The organism is Novosphingobium sp. ERN07, from assembly GCF_012641335.1.
In the GTDB taxonomy this organism is placed as follows: domain Bacteria; phylum Pseudomonadota; class Alphaproteobacteria; order Sphingomonadales; family Sphingomonadaceae; genus Novosphingobium.
In genome coordinates, this window is the sequence record NZ_JABAID010000009.1 from 124444 (window position 1) to 142954 (window position 18511).

General features: G+C 61.5%; 18 protein-coding genes and 1 tRNA gene. 6 read left to right on the forward strand and 13 right to left on the reverse strand.

Features of this window, described 5'->3' with window-relative positions; all coding sequences use genetic code 11:
- Nucleotides 1–47 precede the first annotated feature (47 nt).
- The 3 genes from HGI47_RS13665 to HGI47_RS13675 are packed head-to-tail and all read right to left on the reverse strand — an operon-like array spanning nucleotide 48 to nucleotide 5486.
- Nucleotides 48–1274 carry a TolC family protein gene (locus tag HGI47_RS13665; protein ID WP_206066195.1) on the reverse strand — a complete coding sequence of 409 codons (1227 nt, stop codon included), beginning with the start codon at nucleotides 1272–1274 and terminating at the stop codon, nucleotides 48–50.
- Nucleotides 1271–4381, reverse strand: a complete 3111-nt coding sequence (locus HGI47_RS13670; protein ID WP_168853314.1) for an efflux RND transporter permease subunit — start codon at nucleotides 4379–4381, stop codon at nucleotides 1271–1273. The genes HGI47_RS13665 and HGI47_RS13670 overlap by 4 nt, the downstream gene beginning before the upstream one ends.
- Nucleotide 4382: 1 nt before the next feature.
- Nucleotides 4383–5486 (reverse strand): efflux RND transporter periplasmic adaptor subunit, encoded by a 1104-nt coding sequence (locus tag HGI47_RS13675; protein WP_168853315.1) that lies wholly within the window; start codon nucleotides 5484–5486, stop codon nucleotides 4383–4385.
- Between the two features lie 108 nt (nucleotides 5487–5594).
- On the opposite strand from HGI47_RS13675, the gene HGI47_RS13680 reads away from it, so the two are divergent.
- Together HGI47_RS13680 and HGI47_RS13685 are read left to right on the forward strand one after the other, a co-directional pair.
- A complete protein-coding gene (locus HGI47_RS13680) occupies nucleotides 5595–6251 on the forward strand; it encodes a response regulator transcription factor (RefSeq protein ID WP_168853316.1) in 657 nt (218 codons plus the stop codon).
- A 3-nt stretch (nucleotides 6252–6254) separates the two neighbouring features.
- Complete coding sequence (locus HGI47_RS13685; protein WP_168853317.1) at nucleotides 6255–7580, forward strand: sensor histidine kinase; 1326 nt, start codon at nucleotides 6255–6257, stop codon at nucleotides 7578–7580.
- On the opposite strand, the gene HGI47_RS13690 is transcribed toward HGI47_RS13685, so the two are convergent.
- Nucleotides 7577–8110: a VOC family protein gene (locus HGI47_RS13690; RefSeq protein WP_168853318.1), complete on the reverse strand. Its 534-nt coding sequence runs from the start codon at nucleotides 8108–8110 to the stop codon at nucleotides 7577–7579. The two genes, HGI47_RS13685 and HGI47_RS13690, sit on opposite strands and share 4 nt — an antisense overlap.
- Nucleotides 8107–9225 (reverse strand): 4-hydroxyphenylpyruvate dioxygenase, encoded by a 1119-nt coding sequence (gene hppD, locus HGI47_RS13695; RefSeq protein WP_168853319.1) that lies wholly within the window; start codon nucleotides 9223–9225, stop codon nucleotides 8107–8109. The genes HGI47_RS13690 and hppD overlap by 4 nt, the downstream gene beginning before the upstream one ends.
- A gap of 244 nt (nucleotides 9226–9469) precedes the next feature.
- Between hppD and HGI47_RS13700 the strand changes: the two genes are divergently transcribed.
- Nucleotides 9470–9703: a hypothetical protein gene (locus HGI47_RS13700; RefSeq protein ID WP_168853320.1), complete on the forward strand. Its 234-nt coding sequence runs from the start codon at nucleotides 9470–9472 to the stop codon at nucleotides 9701–9703.
- 11 nt (nucleotides 9704–9714) lie between these two features.
- On the opposite strand, the gene HGI47_RS13705 is transcribed toward HGI47_RS13700, so the two are convergent.
- The 3 genes from HGI47_RS13705 to HGI47_RS13715 form a co-directional block, all read right to left on the reverse strand.
- Nucleotides 9715–9790 (reverse strand) — tRNA-Thr (locus HGI47_RS13705).
- A gap of 55 nt (nucleotides 9791–9845) precedes the next feature.
- Nucleotides 9846–10718 (reverse strand): hypothetical protein, encoded by an 873-nt coding sequence (locus tag HGI47_RS13710; RefSeq protein ID WP_168853321.1) that lies wholly within the window; start codon nucleotides 10716–10718, stop codon nucleotides 9846–9848.
- Complete coding sequence (locus HGI47_RS13715) at nucleotides 10715–12037, reverse strand: replication-associated recombination protein A (RefSeq protein WP_168853322.1); 1323 nt, start codon at nucleotides 12035–12037, stop codon at nucleotides 10715–10717. The genes HGI47_RS13710 and HGI47_RS13715 overlap by 4 nt, the downstream gene beginning before the upstream one ends.
- A 98-nt stretch (nucleotides 12038–12135) precedes the next feature.
- Between HGI47_RS13715 and HGI47_RS13720 the strand changes: the two genes are divergently transcribed.
- Nucleotides 12136–12771, forward strand: coding sequence for a PadR family transcriptional regulator (locus HGI47_RS13720; protein WP_206066197.1), 636 nt, complete (start codon nucleotides 12136–12138; stop codon nucleotides 12769–12771).
- Nucleotides 12772–12857: 86 nt separating this feature from the next.
- Nucleotides 12858–13316 (forward strand): hypothetical protein, encoded by a 459-nt coding sequence (locus HGI47_RS13725; RefSeq protein WP_168853324.1) that lies wholly within the window; start codon nucleotides 12858–12860, stop codon nucleotides 13314–13316.
- Here the strand turns inward: HGI47_RS13725 and HGI47_RS13730 are convergent.
- On the reverse strand, nucleotides 13313–14515 hold the full coding sequence (locus tag HGI47_RS13730; protein ID WP_370521723.1) for a glycosyltransferase family 4 protein: 1203 nt from the start codon (nucleotides 14513–14515) through the stop codon (nucleotides 13313–13315). The two genes, HGI47_RS13725 and HGI47_RS13730, sit on opposite strands and share 4 nt — an antisense overlap.
- A 175-nt stretch (nucleotides 14516–14690) precedes the next feature.
- Here HGI47_RS13730 and HGI47_RS13735 point away from each other — a divergent pair, with 175 nt between their 5' ends.
- Entirely contained in the window at nucleotides 14691–15569 is an 879-nt protein-coding gene (locus tag HGI47_RS13735; RefSeq protein WP_168853325.1) for an outer membrane protein, read from the forward strand.
- 511 nt (nucleotides 15570–16080) lie between these two features.
- Here the strand turns inward: HGI47_RS13735 and HGI47_RS13740 are convergent.
- The 4 genes from HGI47_RS13740 to HGI47_RS13755 all read right to left on the reverse strand — a co-directional run.
- A complete protein-coding gene (locus HGI47_RS13740; protein ID WP_168853326.1) occupies nucleotides 16081–16635 on the reverse strand; it encodes a GNAT family N-acetyltransferase in 555 nt (184 codons plus the stop codon).
- Nucleotides 16632–16940, reverse strand: a complete 309-nt coding sequence (locus HGI47_RS13745) for a DUF1778 domain-containing protein (protein WP_168853327.1) — start codon at nucleotides 16938–16940, stop codon at nucleotides 16632–16634. The genes HGI47_RS13740 and HGI47_RS13745 overlap by 4 nt, the downstream gene beginning before the upstream one ends.
- Before the next feature lie 118 nt (nucleotides 16941–17058).
- A complete protein-coding gene (locus HGI47_RS13750; RefSeq protein WP_240950182.1) occupies nucleotides 17059–17589 on the reverse strand; it encodes a hypothetical protein in 531 nt (176 codons plus the stop codon).
- A 1-nt stretch (nucleotide 17590) separates the two neighbouring features.
- On the reverse strand, nucleotides 17591–18511 hold a 921-nt coding region (locus HGI47_RS13755), incomplete at its 5' end, for a hypothetical protein (RefSeq protein ID WP_168853328.1).

Below are 18511 nucleotides of genomic sequence, written 5' to 3' on the forward strand. Positions count from 1 at the left end.
CGTGCAGGCAATGACAAATGTCACCTCTGTGGATCAGATTTCAGTGATCAGTCCGCAATCCACAAGTTGTGGCTGTCGATCAGCAGGCAGTTGATGGCCCGGTTGGCTTCCGCCCGCGCCAGTGCTTCGCTGCGAAAAGCCGCGTGTGTCAGGCGTTCTGCCAGCAGCACGTCGGCCAGATCGATTGCGCCAAGCTGGTGCCCGCGCCGAGTCTTGGAGAGCGCTGCCATCTGGGCATTCAACGCCTCCCGCGCCCGCTCCCACGCCTGCATCGACGAATGCGCGCGCGTGACATCGCGCGATGCCATTTCCTGCACATCGAGCCGTACCGCTGCCAGTTCCGCCGCCGCTGCCTGTCCTTCGGATTCAGCCATATCCGCCACAGCGCGCCGGTTGCCACCGCCGATGGGCATCGACACGACAAGACCAGCCCCCCGTTCGCGCCCGCCCTGTTCGCTGAACAGGCGCACGCCAAAGCTTGGGTCGGCAATCCGGTCCTTGCGGGCACGGTCTGCCACGGCGGCCATGCGCGCGCTTTCGGCCTTGGCCGCGCCGATTTCGTGGCTGCGTTCTATCACCTGCGCAGCCATCGTTTCGAACGTTTCGACCGGGAGCTTTGGCTGCGGCGGTTCAGGCGCTTCGTCGGGCAGGGCAAGACCGGGAAACCGCGCCATCAGCCGCGCCCGCGCCAGATCGGCTTTCCCGCGCGATTGCGCCGCCACGGTGCGCGCTTCGCCCAGCGCCGCTGCCGTCTGGTCAGCCTCAAGCGGTGCCATATCGCGCATTTCCACGCGCCGCTTGATCGAGGCGAGCGTAGCCTCATAGTTTGCCACGCCTTGCGCATCCACGCGCGCTTCGGCGCTTGCGCCCAGCCAGTCCCACCACAGATCGTTAAGCAGGGTTGCCGCCTGATGGCGTGCATCTTCTGCGCGATTTTGCGCTGCGGTTACGCCAAAATCGCCAGCCTCGCGGTCCAGCTTGCCTTTGCCGGGCAGGCGGATCGCGTGGGTCAAAGTGGCGTCGTATTCCGCCACGTTGCCCAGCCCTTGCACCGAACGGCGCATATGGCTCGCCTGAAAAGTGAACTCGTGCGGTCCCGCGCGCAGGCCTCGCGCTTCGGCCTTTGCCGCTTCTACGCGCGCGTCGGCGGCCAGCACCGAAGGATGCGAAGTGATGGCTTCATGGACCGCTGGCTCCGGGGGTAAGGCAGTTTGAGCAACTGCGGATCCAGCCACACCGATGAGCAATGCGGCGAGTGTTGCCGGGCGGATCATGCGCCTTCTCCTGCCGGGTGCAACCGGTCGCCCGCATCGCGCTCGACCGCACTTTCGCCAAAGCGTTCGTAAAGGATGGGCAGCAGGATCAGGGTCAGCAGCGTTGCGGTTACCAGCCCGCCGATCACCACAATGGCCAGCGGCTTCTGGATTTCCGATCCCGGCCCGCTGGCGAAAAGCAGCGGCACGAGGCCAAAGGCGGCAATGCTGGCCGTCATCAGCACCGGTCGCAAACGCCGCGCGGCGCCCACGCGGACAGCTTCATGCAGCGGCATTCCGTTCTGCCGCAACTGCCGGAAATAGCTGACCATGACCAGTCCGTTCAGCACTGCAATGCCCAGCAGTGCGATGAAACCAACCGAGGCCGGAACCGAAAGATATTCCCCCGATATCGCCAGCGCCACCATGCCGCCCACCGCCGCGAAGGGAATGTTGACGAGGATCAGGGCAGAGGCTCGCACCGACCGTAGTGTCAGGTAAAGCACCACGAAGATCAGCAGCACCGCAATTGGCAGTACCACGATCAGCCTTGCCGAAGCGCGCTGCTGGTTTTCGAACTGCCCGCCCCAGACGATGCGATAGCCCTGCGGCAGCGGCACGTTGGCGCTGATGTCTGCCTTGGCCTCTTCCACATAGCCCACCAGATCGCGCCCAGAAACAAAGGCTTGCACGAGCGCAAAGCGCGATCCGTTCTCATGCTCCAGCTTTACCGGGCCTTCCACGCGGCGAACCTGTGCCACATCGCTCGCCCGCACCAATTGCCCGGCCGGGCTGCGATAGACCTGATCGGCAAAGGCCTGCGGGTCCATGCCTTCGCCGCCATTGCCACGGATCACCACTGGCACTCGACGAACGCCATCGGCCACAACGCCCGCGCGCACGCCTTCCACGTTGGCACGCATCATGTCTTGCAACATATCTACCGGCATCCCGGCGCGCCCCGCCGCCACGCGGTCGATGTCCAGTTGCAGGTAATCCACGCTGTCGTTGGCCACGGTGATCGCTTCGCTAGTGCCGTCGATCTTTTCGAGCCGCTTCTGGATTTGCCCGGCAAGGCGCGAAAGCTCCTTGAGGTCAGGCCCGAACAGCTTGATCGCCAGATCGCCCCGCGCGCCGGTCAGCATTTCCGAAACGCGCATTTCGATGGGCTGGGTAAAGCTCGGCTCGATCCCCGGCATGTCCTGCAAGGCGATGCGGATCTGTTCGACCAGCCAATCCTTGTCCGCCACGCGCCATTCACTGCGCGGTTTCAGGCGAACGAAGCTGTCGGTTTCGTTGAGGCTCATGGGATCGAGGCCCAGTTCGTCGCTGCCGACGCGGGCGATCACGTCGGTTACTTCGGGCACCTTTTCCATGATCAGCCGCTGCACGCGCATGTCGCCCGCCACGCTGTGGTCGATGTTCACGCTAGGGAGTTTCGCAAGCTGCACCAGCGTTGCGCCTTCATCCATCGTCGGCAGAAAGGTCTTGCCGGTGAAAGTATAGGCAATGCCCGCGAGCAGCAGCGATCCGCCCGCGATGAAGCCCACCGTGCGCCGATTGCCGAACGCCCAATCCAGCGCACGCGTATAGGCAGGCGCAATCTTGCGCATCAGCCACGGCTCATGATGGCCATCCTGTTGACGCAACACGAAATAGGACAGCGCAGGCACGAACGTCAGCGAAAGCACCAGCGCAGACAGCAGAGCCAGCACGATGGTTAGCGCAACCGGAGAGAACAGCTTGCCTTCCAGCCCTTCAAGCGTCAGCAGCGGCAAAAAGACCAGCGCGATGATCAGCAGGCCCGAGGCGACGGGAACGGCCACTTCCGATGCAGCAATAAACACTGCATGGAGCTTCCCGCCCGAACGGTGCTTCGGGTCGGACAGGCGTTCGACCACGTTCTCCACCACCACCACCGCGCCATCGACGAGAATGCCCACCGCAATGGCCAGCCCGCCAAGGCTCATCAGGTTGGCGGTAAGGCCAATCGATCGCATGAAGATGAACGTGAGCAGCGCCGCCATCGGCAGGGCCAAAGCCACGATCACCGAAGCGCGCACATCGCCGAGGAACAGCAACAGCAGCACGACCACAAGAATCGTCGCTTCGATCAGCGCCTTTTCCACCGTGCCCACGGCGCTGCCGATCAAGTCGGAACGGTCATAGAAAACGTCCACGCTCATACCCTTGGGCAGGCTTGGCTTGATCTCTTCAAGTCGCGCCTTCACGCCATCGACGACCTTGGAAGCATCCGCACCGCGCAGCGCGATGACGAGGCCTTGCACCGCCTCGCCCTTGCCGTTCTTGGTCACCGCGCCATATCGGGTCAGGCTGCCCATGCCGACGGTCGCCACATCGCCCACGCGCAGTACGGTGCCTTCCTGCGTGCGGACGACGACCGAAGACAGGTCTTCCAAAGATGTGATTGCACCCACCGCCCGCACGATCAGCGCTTCTTCGCCCTGCTTCAGACGGCCCGCACCATCATTGCGGTTGCTGCTCTCAATTGCGGTGCGCAGATCTTCCACGGTCAGGCCTGCCGCTGCCAAGGCGGCATTGTCGGGCCGCACTTCAAAGGTTTCAACAAAGCCGCCCAGTGCGTTCACATCCGCTACGCCATGCACTGTGCGTAGGGCAGGGCGCACGATCCAGTCCAGCACGCGGCGCTTTTCAGGCAGGCTCTGCGGTCCTTCCAGCGTGAACATCACCATGTCTGACAGCGGTGTGGATATCGGTGCCATGCCGCCATCGACGGTGGCGGGCAGATCGCCTGAAACGTTGGCCAGCCGCTCTGCCACCTGGCTGCGCGCCCAGTAGATGTCGGTCCCGTCCTTGAAGTCGATGGTAATGTCCGCAATCGCGTACTTGGCCACTGACCGAAGATTCGCCTGATCGGGAATGCCGAGCATTTCCATCTCGATCGGCGTGATCACCCGGCTCTCGACCTCTTCCGGCGTCATGCCGGGCGCTTTGAGGATGATCTTCACCTGCGTCGAACTGATGTCGGGAAAGGCGTCGATGGGCAGGTTTACGAACGACCACCCACCCCATGCCGCCAGCACAAGGGCAAGGCCCAGCACAGCTACGCGGGCGGCAAGCGCCTTTTCTACCAGCTTGGAAAGCATCCTATTCGCCGCCCAGCAGGACTTTGAGTTCCGAAAGACCGCTGGTTGCAACGCGCTCGCCGGGCTTGACGCCAGAGGCCAGTGTTATCTGGCTTGCGCCGCGGCCTGCGACCACGACCTCACGTTGGGCAAAGCCCTTGGGCGTTGCCACAAAGACGACATCTTTGCCGCCCACTTGTGTCACGGCAGCAGCCGGAACCCCCACGCCTGCAACGTTCTGCCCGCCTTTGAGCAGGACAGAAACCGCTTTTCCGCTGACCAGCGCTGGCGATCCATCGATACGCGCTTTCGCGACCAGCGCGCGCGTTTCCTGATCAATGGAACTGCCGACCGAAACAATTTGCCCTTCGACCGGCGCATTGCCGCTGTCGGCAAGCGCTATCGCCATGCCCGGGCGTACCTGTCCGGCAAGACGTTCTGGAATTTGCAGATCGATCATGAAACTGGCGGTGTTTTCGATCACGAATGGCGCTGTCAGGCCATCAACCGGCCCGCCGGTCTGGACTGCCACCGCAGAAAGCTTGCCAGTGATCGGCGCACGCAGCGTCACTTCGCCGCCTGCGCTTGCGCCGGACTGGTTCAGGATGCGGCGGTTCTCGCTCACCGCCACTTCGGCCTCGCGCAAGGCTGCGCGCGCTTCATCAGCCCGTGCGGCAGCGATGATGCCTTCCTTGGCCAACTGGCCCGTCCGCGCGGCATTGGCCCGCGCTACGGCCAGTTGCGCTTCGCCCTTGGCGAGCGACGCGCCGTACTGCACGGGTTCGATCGATCGCACGATGGCCAGCGGCTGCCCCTTGGTCACCGCCTGACCATTCACCACGAACAGCCGCAGCACCGTGCCACCAAAGGGTGCGGTCACTGCAACGCGTGCTTCGGGGGGGAGGGTGACTACGCCCGGCACCATGCCCAGTTCGGCGGAGCTTGACGCGGTTGCCGCTTCGGTGGTGATGCCCATGCGCTTGATCTGTTCGGCGCTCAGGTCGCCACCGCTTGCTTCGGTTGTGGCCTCCTCAGTTGCAGGAGCATCCTTGCTGGCCCACCAGCCAAGCCCGCCAAGAAGAACCGCCGCAAATGCCGCGCCGCCGATGATCGTGTTGCGTTCCATGCTGCGTCTCATCGCAAGCGAAGCTGACACAAGCCTGACAATCTGTCAGGGTCGCGTCAGCTTTGTGCGCCAATGAAAGGCGGCAAACACGGAAAGAACTGCCGCAAGATGCGTCTGCTGCTGGTTGAAGACGATGCCGAACTGGGCCGACGCCTGTCAGAGCGTCTCGGCTCGGCAGGCATGGCTGTCGATTGGGTGCAGACCGCCGAAGCCGCGCGCGACTGGCCCGATCTGGCCGAGACGGCGGCGATCATCCTTGACCTTGGCCTGCCCGATGGGGACGGGCTTGACCTGCTGCGCCACTGGCGCGCCGCCGGGCAAGCTGTGCCCATCCTTATCCTAACCGCGCGCGGCAACTGGCGTGACAAGGTGGAAGGGTTGAACAGCGGCGCCGACGATTTTCTCGTCAAACCGGTCCGCTTCGAAGAGCTGCTCGCCCGCCTTCATGCACTGTGGCGGCGGGGCAGGGGGCAAAGCGCCAGCACGGTGACGGCGGGGGATCTTGCGCTCGATCCGGTTGCCCGCACCGCCACGCGCGGCGGTGAGCCGCTCGATCTCAGCCGCAAGGAATTCGCGCTGCTCCACCTGTTCCTGCGCCGCCCCGGCCACGTGATCCCGCAGGACGCCATCCTCGACCAACTCTATGCGCTTGAGGCGGAGCGGGATCGCAACGCGGTGGAAGCGCATATCAGCCGTCTGCGTCGGAAAATCGGCCGCGATGCGATCCGCACCGTGCGCGGCCTTGGCTATCGGCTGGACGTCTGACCCATGCGCCTGACCTCGCTTCGCGGCCGCTTTCTCCTTTCGATCCTGCTCTGGGTCGCGCTGGGCATCGGCGCGATCTGGTATTCTTCGGTGCGGCTGTTCACCAGCCACGTCGAATCCCAGTATCACGAAGAGCTGGAAGTCCACGTCCGCGAACTCGGCGGGCTGACCGTGCTGGACGCGCAAGGCCGCCCGCATCTCACGCGCCCGCTGTCTGATCCGCGCTATGCCGAACCGCTTTCAGGCTTCTACTGGCAGATCACGCGGCCCGGTTTCGGCACGCTCAAATCCCCGTCGATGACGCGCGGTGCGCTCGATCATGATATCGCACATTCGCCGAAAATTCTCCACCGCATTGCAGATGGTCCCACTGGCCCAACCATCGTCTACGGCTTCATCCGCCAAGCCCCCAGCGGTGCGCCTGTCCACTTCGTAATCGCCACCGATGAGCGCCACCTTGAACGCATCATCAGCGCCTTCACCCGCGAACTCACGGTCTGGCTCACGCTGCTGGCGCTCGCCTTGCTCGCCAGCGGCCTTGCGATCATCACACTGGGCTTCCGCCCCTTCAACCGCCTCACCGCCGCTATTGATGCCCTGCGGAAGGGCGAAGCGCGCCTCATCGCCGGCGGCTATCCTGATGAGCTTCAGGCCGTCGTCACCGATCTCAACGCCTATGTCGATCGCAACGCCGAAATCGTAGAGCGAGGCCGGGTGGAGGCAAGTTCGCTCGCCCACTCGCTGCGCACGCCGCTTGCTGTGGTCACGGATGAGGCAGAGCGCTTGCAGGAAGCCGGGCAAGGCGATGCTGCGCGGGTGTTCCTCGACCAGTCGGGCAGAATGCAGCGCCAGATCGATTATCATCTGGCCCGCGTCCGCTCTGGCGGTTCAAAAGCGGGCGTCCCGCCGCGCGCTCGCCTCGATGAAGTGCTTCCGCCGCTGCTTGATGCGATGCGCCGCTGCCACCCCGGCAAAGCCTTCACCGCGCACTATCCAACCGGCCTAAGCATGCCGATGGACGCCGATGACCTCAGCGAAACGCTTTCCAATCTGCTCGACAACGCGGGAAAATGGGCGCGCGCGCAAATCCGTGTCGAAGCACGCGAAGCCGATGGCGGCCACCGCATCGAAGTGTGCGATGATGGCACCGGCATCGAACCCGAACGCCGCGAGGCGGTGTTCGCAATCGGTCACAGCAGCGATATCGACCACGGCGGCTGCGGCCTGGGCCTTGCGATATCCCGCGCCATCGCCCGCGATTATGGCGGTGATCTGACCTTTTCTGAAGTGCACCTAGATGGCCTCAAGGTGGTCCTGACGCTACCTTAAGGCTCCTTGTGCAGCCATTCTGCGTGCTTGGGCGCGCGCTTGGTCCGGCTCCACTCTTCCAGCATTACCGGTGCCAGTTCCGCCAGTTCGGCATACTGTTCCGCCGTGCCGATATTGCACGCCAATTCTAACCGGTGGCCGTTGGGATCGAAGAAATAGATCGAACGGAAGATGCCGTGATAGGTCGGCCCCAACACGTCGATGCCCTCAGCCTCCAGGTGCGCCTTGGCGGCCAGCAAAGCCGCCTCGTCCTCCACCTCGAACGCCAGATGCTGCACCCATGCCGGCGTATTGGGATCGCGCCCCATCTCCGGCTGCCCCGGCAGTTCGAAGAACGCCAGCACATTGCCCCCGCCGCAGTCGAGGAATACATGCATATAGGGATCGTCCTCACCCGTTGACGGCACCTTGTCTTCGGCAAAGGCCGTGGTGTAGCGCATTCCCATCACGCGCTCGTACCACGCTACCGTCTCCTTCGCATCTCGGCAGCGATAGGCGACATGGTGGATACGCTTGATCTGAGGGATCATTCTGCCGTCTCCTTCACCTGCAAGACCCCGCGCCGCATCTGGTCGCGCTCCATCGATTGAAACAACGCGGTGAAGTTCCCTTCGCCAAAGCCCTCATCCTTCTTGCGCTGGATGAATTCGAAGAACACCGGTCCGATCTGCGTTTCGGAGAAGATCTGCAACAGCAACCGGGGATCGCCTTCCTGCGTTGACCCGTCCAGCAGAATGCCCCGCCGCTGCAATTCGTCCACTGGCTCGCCATGCCTTGGCAGGCGTTCGTCCAGCATCTCGTAATAGGTCGCGGGCGGGGGAGACATGAATGGCGTGCCAATCGCCTTCAGCTTGTCCCACCCGCCGATCAGATCGTCACAAGCAAAGGCAATGTGCTGGATGCCCTCACCATTATAAGCGCGAAGGAACTCCTCGATCTGTCCGCCGCCCGCTTTCGCCTCTTCGTTCAGCGGAATGCGGATCTTGCCATCGGGCGCGGTCATCGCGCGACTCGTCAGGCCTGTATATTCGCCCTTGATGTCGAAGTAGCGGATCTCGCGAAAGCCGAACACGCGCTCATAGAACGCCGCCCAGTGCGCCATGCGCCCGCCATAGACGTTGTGCGTCAGGTGATCGATCGTGTGAAATCCCGCGCCCTCCGGATGCCGGTCCACGCCGGGCAGATATTCAAAATCAATGTCATAGATCGAAAGATCGCCCTGCGGCGCGCCTTCATTGCGGTCGATCAGGTAAATGATCGAACCACCGATGCCCCGGATCGCAGGCAGACGCAGTTCCATCGGCCCTGTGCGCACTTCCACCGGCTCGGCCCCGCGCTCCAGCGCGGTGGCATATGCTTTTGCCGCATTGCGCACGCGCCAGCCCATGCCGCAGGCCGAAGGGCCATGCTCCGCCGCGAAGTACGCTGCCGGGCTGCGCGGTTCGTAGTTGGCGATCAGATTGATCCCGCCCTGCCGCCAGAGTTGCACCTGCTTGGAACGATGGTTGGCAATGCGGGTAAAACCGATCCGCTCGAACACCGGTTCAAGCGTCTCGGCTTTCGGCGCGGAAAACTCGATGAACTCGAACCCATCGAGGCCCAGCGGATTCTCGAACAGGTCGGTAGATGGTTGCTGGTCGGCCAAACTCTCTCTCCATCAGCGCGCAGAACGAAAACGCTTCCGCACAAAACTGGTTTCAGTTTATACTATATTCTGGTTGATGTCCCGCATAAACCGCGCGTGATGTGCGTTGCACATTTCCCGTTGTGATTGGCCGATGTTTTTGGGCGGCAGACCGAAAGGTTTTTCGGCTGGTCGACCTTGCTTGCGTAGTTTTACGATGGCATACCAATGCTTGTATTTCATATGCTTATGGTACGGCTCAAACATGCCGCATGGTTCGCTTTCTCCAAGCAGCGAATTGCGCCTGCGCGAAATCGCGGGCAACCTGAGGCGCGCCTTTGCCGTTCCCGAATATCAGGATATCACGCTTTCCGATCTCACTCTTGCTCTGGACTCGCCAGAGCTCGCCGCGATCTTCCTCGAAATTCGTGCCCTGCGACAGGAAGAACTGAAGCGCCTTGAACGCTTGCTCTCGCGCATCGCCGATAACGATCCATAGATTTGAGGAAATGGTGCCGGCTACAGGATTCGAACCCGTGGCCCCCTGATTACAAATCAGGTGCTCTACCAACTGAGCTAAGCCGGCCCGCGCGATGCGTTACGCGCGCCTTAGCCGCACAGATCACGCTTCACAAGACCGCTTACACCGCCCCGAATGTCCATCCTTCGGTCCGCGCGATGTCTACCGTCAATTCGCGGGGGTGCCACAGGGCGGGATCGTGGGCAGCATTGCGCAGCCACGCGGCGGTCAGGATGGCATCGCAGGTATGATCGTCCAGCGGCCCTGCCAACCCTGACGGTGCCGAACCCAGCACATGCAGGCCCGCGTCCAGGTCGGCGGCAGAGCGCATCTTTGATCGGCTGGCGCTGCGGCCTGCTGCCATCGCGGCGATGGTAGTGTAAATCTCACAGACGACCGGACCGTGGGCAGGCATAGGGTCGATGGGCCAGACGCTCGCGCTTTGGCCCAAGCGGTGCAGCATCCGCATTCCCGACAGGCTCGATTTGCCGACTTGCGCTGCGCCGACGAGGTTGAAGTTCGAATAGGGCTTGCACCCCATTCGCCGCTGCGCCGCCTCGGTCACGCGAAAGCGTCCTGCGCCTCCACCAAATAGTGCCCCTTCGCGTCCGCCATGTCGCCGAAACCATGCAGACAGATCGGGGTGATCGACCAGAGCGGATACGCTGAGATGCGGTTCATGCGCGCAGATCGCATCGATCAGCGCCCATAATTCCCGCGCGTTTGCCGGGCTGTCTGGCCAACCGTCAAAGAAGCCGCCACGGTCTGCAAACGGCAACGAGATGCCAAGGTCCATGCCAACCAGCGCATCGGCAGGCAAATCGTCGCGCAGGAAATCCAGCACATCCTTGCGCGACCAGCGATGGCCGGCCCGCACGATTTGCGGAGTGGCCTTGCCGCGCGTAGCCATAGCCACCGCAATCCCCTTGTGCCGCTCGCCCGCTGCGCCCGACCAGTCGATCGCCACGAAATGGCCGAAGCGGTTAGGGGTCACTCTGCGCCGCGCTCGCGCCGTTTGCGGTCCCACCATTCCAGCCGCTTCATCACTTCGCGTTCGAACCCGCGTTCAACCGGCGCGTAATAGCTCTGCGGAGCCATGCCTTCGGGCCAGTAATTCGCGCCGGAAAAGCCATCTTCCGCATCGTGATCATAGGCATAGCCTTTGCCATAGCCGATGTCCTTCATCAGCTTGGTCGGCGCGTTCAGGATGTTGGATGGCGGCATCAGCGATCCCGTTTCGCGTGCCGATTTCCACGCCGCCTTGTGCGCCATATAGGCCGCGTTCGATTTGGGCGCGGTGGCGATGTAGAGCAGCGCCTGCACAATCGCCAGTTCGCCTTCCGGGCTGCCTAGAAACTCATAGGCATCCTTCGCGGCAAGGCATTGCACAAGCGCTTGCGGATCGGCCATGCCGATATCCTCCACCGCCATGCGCACCAGCCGCCGCAACACGTAAAGCGGCTCCTCTCCCGCCACCAGCATCCGCGCCATGTAATAGAGCGCCGCCTGCGGATCGGACCCGCGCACCGATTTGTGCAGCGCCGATATCAGGTTGTAGTGGCCCTCACGGTCCTTGTCGTAAACCGCCACGCGCCGCATCAGGAACTTCCCCAAGCCTTCGGGATCGAGCGGCGCGGGCAGCGATACGTCGAACAGCATTTCAGCCTGATTGAGTAGGAACCGCCCATCGCCGTCTGCCGATGCCACCAGTGCCTCGCGCGCGGGCGGGGTGAGGGGCAGGCGCAGACCGGTGATATCCTCGGCCCGGTCGAGCAGCGTGCCCAGTGCTGCTGCATCCAGCCGGTGCAGGATCAGCACTTGCGCGCGGCTGAGCAATGCGGCGTTGAGTGCGAACGAAGGATTCTCCGTCGTTGCTCCCACCAGCGTCACCGTGCCGTTTTCGACAAAGGGCAGGAAGCCATCCTGTTGCGCGCGGTTGAAGCGGTGAATTTCGTCGACGAACAGCAGCGTGCGCCGACCCGCAAGTGCCATCGCTTCGGCCTCGGCAAAGGCCTTTTTCAGGTCTGCCACGCCCGAAAACACTGCGCTGATAGCAACATAGCGCATCCCCACCGCTTCAGCGAGCAGGCGCGCGATGCTGGTCTTGCCGGTGCCCGGCGGTCCCCACAGGATCATTGATGTCAGCTTGCCTGCCGCCACCATGCGCCCAATCGCGCCTTCCGATCCGGTCAGATGATCTTGGCCAATGATTTCCCTCAGATCGCGCGGGCGCAGCCGGTCTGCCAGCGGCGCCTCGGCGCTGGTTTCGGGCGGCGGTCGGTCCTGCGGGGGAGGGGCGAAAAGGTCTGCCATTGCCGTCGAGATAGGCCCTGCGAGAAAAAATTGCACCAGCCTCTTGTCAGATCGCTATAAAGATATATCTTAGACGCATCATGAAAGGATATGAACACATGAGATTCGAACATGGCCATCATAAGGGCGGTCGACATGCCATGAAGATGATGGCGATGATGGGAGGGCGCTTTGGCGGTCCCTTCGGGAAAGGCGGACCTTTCGGTGAGGACGGCCCGTTTGGCGGTGGCTTCGGTGGAGGCGGTCGTGGTGGACGCGGCGGTGGGCGTCGGGGCGGGCGGATGTTTGCCGGTGGCGAACTGCGCCTTCTGCTGCTCTACCTCGTGGCCGAACAGCCACGCCACGGCTACGATCTGATCCGCGCCGTGGGTGATCTGGCGGGCGGCGAATATGCGCCAAGCCCCGGCGTCGTCTATCCAACGCTCAATCTGCTGGTCGACGAAGGCCTGATTGCAGAGGAAGCAGGCGATGGCCCGCGAAAGGCTTTTGCCGTGACCGACGCTGGCCGGGCCGAACTCGCTGGCAAGGAGGCAGAGATCGATGTCGTCGTGACGCGGCTCAAGGCGCTGGGTGAACAACGTGATCGTGCTGAAAGCCCGCCGGTTCGCCGCGCGATGGGTAATCTCCACGCCGTGCTTCGCCATCGCGCGATGGCCAGTGGTTTCGACACCGAAACCGCGCACGCCGTGGCCGACATTCTGGATGAAGCCGCGCGCCGGATCGAACGGCTCTGATGCTCATCGAAGCTGCGCTCTCGCGGCGCTTTGACGATGCTCTGCTGCATGGTATCCTCTCCTCCGATCATAGGGGGAGGGGACACATGCAAAACCTCGAATCCACGCCAACCGCAGCCCGCACACCCGCGCATCTGTGGATCGTCGGCGTTATCAGTCTGCTGTGGAACAGCTTCGGCTGCGTCGATTACACGATGACCAAACTCGATCCGGTCAGCTACATGAAGTCGATGGGGATGGGCGACGTCGAGATTGCCTATACGCAGGCCATGCCAGCTTGGCTCAGCGTGTTCTGGGCGCTTGGCGTATGGGGATCGCTCGCGGGTTCGATCCTGCTGCTGCTGCGATCACGTCACGCGGTGACGGCTTTCGCCGTCTCGCTGCTCGGTCTCGCGGTTAGCCAGATTTACCAGTTCACCGATAGCGCGATGCCCGAAACGATGAAGAGCGGCGCGATGATGGTGATGACCGGGGTGATCTGGGCCTCGCTGCTGTTCTTCCTGTGGTATGCCAACCGCATGAAGACCGCAGGCGTTTTGCGTTAACGCAGCTTCGCCCGCGCCTTCTGACGCACCAGCCGCAGATAGGTATCGGCCACGGCCTGATTGATCCGGTCCCACGAAAATTCGAGGCTGCGCTCCTCGCCAGCCGTGCCGTGCCTTGCCCGCAGACTTGCGTCCTCGACATAGCTGCGCAGCGCTTCGGCAAATTGCCGCACCGCGCCTGGCGTGATCAGCCGCCCGGATACGCCATCGTCGACAAGGCTCTGGCTCCCGGTAGCGGCCGCTGCCACTACCGGCACCGCGCAGGCCATCGCCTCAAGTGTCACGTTGCCGAAGGTTTCGGTGACAGACGGGTTGAACAGCACGTCCATGCTCGCCACCGCGCGGCCCAGATCGTGACCGCCCTGAAAGCCTGCGAACACGGCATCGGGCAGGCGCGCGGCGAACCATTCGTGGGCGGGGCCTTCACCGATCACCAGCACGCGATGCTTCACGCCCTTGCGCACAAGCTGGTCGATGGAATCCGAAAAGACGTCCAGTCCCTTTTCCATCACCAGACGGCCAAGGAAGCCGACCACCACTTCGTCATCCGCGATACCAAGGCTGCGCCGCCACGCCATATCCCGCGCGCCGGGATGGAAGATTTCTCGGTCAACCCCGCGTGACCAGATGTCGATATCGTAGTTCATGCGCTGATCGCGCAGCACTTGCGCCATCGATTCCGATGGGGCGACCAGCGCATCGCAGCGGCGATAGAAGCGCCGCATCAGCGCTTCGACTACCGGTTCGGCCCAGGCCATGTTGTAGTATCGGAAGTATGTTTCAAACCGGGTGTGGACCGAGGCGAGGATCGGCAACTTGCGATGGCGCGCCCACGAAACCGCGCGGTGCGCCACCACATCGGGCGAGGAGACGTGGACCACGTGCGGATCGAACGCCTTCAGATCGCGCCGCACGCGGGGGCTGAGCGCCAGTGGGAAGCGGTATTCGGGGCGGTTCGGGATCGCGAACGACGGGATGCCGATGTGCGTGCCGGTGGCCGGGAAGGCCGGGTTATCCACCTTGGGCGCATAGACCCGCACGTCCGCCCCCTGCCGCAGCAGATAGCCGACCAGCCGGTTCAGTGCCTGGTTCGCCCCATCGCGCACGTAGTTGTAGTTGCCGCTGAACAGGGCGACGCGCAGCCCCGAAAGCGCGGTGGGGAAGGCGGAAGGATCAGGCTGGGTCATCGCCTGCGCCATAAACCCGTCAAACATGAATGGCGAGTGACAGCCGCGCCGCGCCGCAAAGAAATTCCGTTCCGCCGCAGTTTTCCGCGTTTTCAGTCCGATGTGGAGACGAAGCCGGAAACCTTTTCTCGCCCCGCCGGTTTGAGCCGGTGCACGCCCCAAGGCGTTAACTGCAAAGGGATTTTACATGAGGTTCAACAACCTTTTCGCGTGGCCGCTGGCCGCGACGGTAGCGCTTGTCTCGGTTCCGGCAATGGCGCAGGATTCGTCGGCAGACATGCCCGCGACCACCACCGCCGATGGCTTCAACCGCGACAGCCACTTCAACGGCATCTACGTGCAGGGCTTCGGCGGCCTTGGCGTGAACGGCGAAAACGGTAACACCTTTGGCTTCGATACCGATCGCAACGGCACCTACAACGATCAGGTCACCACGCTGGCCGGTGCCAACGCTTTCTCGCCCGGCTTCTGCAACGGTGCCATCGGCGCATCGCGTTCAGCCGGTTGCGCGCCTGACAAGGCTGGGGCCGAATATGGCGCCCGCATCGGCTTTGACGCACGCTCGGGCAACATCGTGTTCGGCGGCCTGCTGGAAGGTTCGCGCAATGACTCGATCGACCGTTCGACCGCGTTCAGCACCACGCCCGCGTTCTACAAGATCGCCCGCTCGGTGGACTATGCCATCTCCGCCCGTGGCCGCGTCGGCTTCACCCCCGGCGGCGGTGCGTTGTTCTATGGCACCGGCGGCGTGAGCTATGCCAAGATCGACCACGATTTCTACACCAGCAACACCGCCAACTCGTTCAGCGAAAACAACGATGGCGACATGGTGTGGGGCTGGCAGGCCGGCGGTGGTGCCGAAGTGATGCTGACCAACAATCTCTCGCTCGGCCTCGAATACCTCTACAGCCGCTACAAGGACGACAAGTACACCGTCTCGGTGGGCCAGGGCACCGCGCCTGCAACCAATCCGTTCCTGCTGAACGGCGGCGGCACGAACATGCGCATTCAGGACAAGTATTTCGACACCCACGCCGTGCGCGCGGTGGTCGGCCTGCGGTTCTGACGAACAGATGACGCGGCCCGCGCCGCAAGGCGCGGGACCGGCGAACCGGGAGAAGCTGCGGTGCGGGAAGCGCCGCAGCTTTTTCATGTGCGGCGCGGCCTGCAAAAGGATCGCGCAGATCGTGGCCGGTCGACCCGTCCTCGCCCTGAAAAGGGGAGGGGGGTTTACACAGTTTACACTGTCCTGAAGAATAATTGGGATCGATCAGTTGGGCGTGATTGATCGGCTCTTGCGATTGACCGGCGCGGCGGCTTGCCGGGGTTTGGATCGAGGATGCGGCGCGGCCTTCTGCGGCGGTGCTGGCTGGGGCGGGGGCTGAGCGGGGGGCGAGGTGCGTCATGCCCCGGAGGCTATGTCAGGTGGGGGTTTGTAGGACAGGGGCTTTTCGCAGGCGTCGATTGTCAGCGCGACCGCCGAACACCCACCCCAACCCCTCGCTCAAGGTAGGGGAGCGAGACTTATCGAATCGTAGGTGAGATTAGTCGCAGCGGGGAGGGCTCCAAGCCTCGCGTTAAGGCAACTCTGCCACCAGCGCCTGCACGTCGCTGATCGGCAGGAACATGCGCAATGCGTTTGAGGGCAAAGGCGCAAAGCCATAGCTGGCATAGAGTTCCTTGCGCCGCTGCGTGACGGCAGCATTGCCGCAATCCAGCACATCGAGCAGCACGACCCTGATCCCGATGGCATCGGCAGCAGCGGCGATGCGGCGCAGGCAATCGACGAGCAGGTCGCCCCCATAGCCTTTGCGCTGGTGACGCTGATCGACGCCGATCATCGAGATATACGCTGCCGGGATATGCCCGTGGCCCGGCCGACCGCGCCGGAAGGTGTCGGGCAGATCGGTGTAATGGACGGCGTGGGCATTGGCGGCATAAAAGCCGATGACTTCGCCGCCCGGACTGGTCAGAATATGAACCCGGACATTGCCGGTTTGCGCCAGCTTGTTGGCCGTTTTCCTGAAATAGTTGTCGACCTGTTCGATCCCGCATGAAAACGCCGCCCGATCATGCCGCGCCGGATCGAGCGGTTCGATGATGCACTGCGCATCCGCCGGATCGCCGGTCACTTGCTGGCAATCGTCTCTTTGTGACGGGTAAAGGCGGCACGCAGTTTGGCACTGGGTGCGGGCGGACGGTCTAGCGCGGCAAAGAAGGCCTGATGATCGACTGGGGCGAGCATCGTATGCTCGTGCGCCGCGATGGTTTCCATTGCCGCTTTGTAGGCTGCGTTCATCGTGAAGACGGAATCATCCACCCCGGCCAGCGCCGCTGCTTTCTGGATAGCGTCCTTGATGCGCGGCTTGGTCCGAAACGACATGCGTTCGGTGCTGCGTTCATCGATTGCGCCGGTGGCGTCGGTGTGGGCCAGCATGAGGTGCTCCTTGTAGGGGAAATGTACGCCATTGTGGCGTACATTTCAATGAGGAGCATTGCTGAGACAGGTGGGTAAAATTTTCGTTTTTAGCAAGCTATCGCTGTTGCCTTGGATACTAGCTGACGTCGCGCACATACTCCCTTTGAAAAAGAGCGTGTGTGCGTTTGACGACCATCAGCATCGTGAGAAGAAAATGACTGTAAATAACGATTGTTAAGGCTGACATTAAAACCCATTCGATCTCAAAAACATAGCTCGACAAACACATTACGAGCGCGACGCAGCAGACTAAAATTAAATATGATGCGTTGGAATTGAGTTCCTCAAGGAGTTGTCGGCGAAGTTCAACTTGCTCGTCGTGGATTATATTCATAACGTCATCTTGGGGAGCGTCGGTTTTACGCTGATAGATCGAAAACATTGCCATCTGAATGTTAAGTAGGAGGGCAATAAATATGCCGAAAAAAGTTATCGATGCATTGTATGAATCTCTACCTAACTCAACTCTCAGGTAAAAAGCTACAATTCCCATTGCTACTGGCAGGCCGAAAAATATGAAGTAGTCAAAATAAGGGCGCTTATTTACATTTCCGCGCTCAATTGACGCGAAATGGTCGCGGATAATCGGCCTTATGTCGACCTTCATTTCATTTTCCTTTTAGGCGACTATAAAAGTCAGCTAGAAGTGCTACTGTTTGAAAGCGCACACTATCCATCGTTGGGTGGCCATCTTCTCCAAATTCGATGTCAGCAGTAATGTCTATAACCCCTGCATTGGAATGGTCGCCAAACATGCCCACAGGCCGAATTTTGTTCCCTACGCGAATCAGCGCTACTGCCTCTTGGAAATCCATGCCGTTGTAAATTATAGCGCCTTCGGTTCGAAGGCTATCAGCAACGTTTTTAAAGTTGCCGAGGCTGCGGCGTTTTTTTGCCTTAACGGTTAGCTCGATATCGACAATCTCAGGCTGGCCAGATTGGTGATATCGGTCAGCGAGATCCGCTTCTGCGTTGCGTTTGATCAGCCGTAAGCTCTTAACGGGTGCAGCATCAAAAATACTCCCATTTGAATCGTTAGGGGCCAGTTTTCTATACTTGAAGATTAGGTCTGGATGAGCAGCCTCAAATGCGGCTTTAAATTGCTCCAGAACGATCTGTACACATGACCGACCTTGAAAGGACTGAAAGGCTGCAAGTGTGATTGACTTGTTTGCAGGAGTCCAAAAATGAAAATACAAAGGTATTTCTTCGACGTCGTCGGTTTGGCGCTCGTAGTTAAGTTCTTTAGTTCTATTATTTCTCAGATTCGCTTTAAAAGCGAACGTACCATAGTGGACGTGGCCAAATATATCCAATTCTTTGGATTGATCGCATTTCTCAAAATACCAACTTCGCTCTAGTTCGCTCAAGCTAGTGGGATCGTTATTTATATCGACAAAATTGGAGATAAGCGTTGCGAAATGAGCGTTAAGCTGGACACCCGCAATAACCGCGACTTTGGCGGCACGCTGACCGGTTTTGTGTTTGACGGGTCGAGTGCGGGCATTTGAGCGGGCTGGTGGGCATTG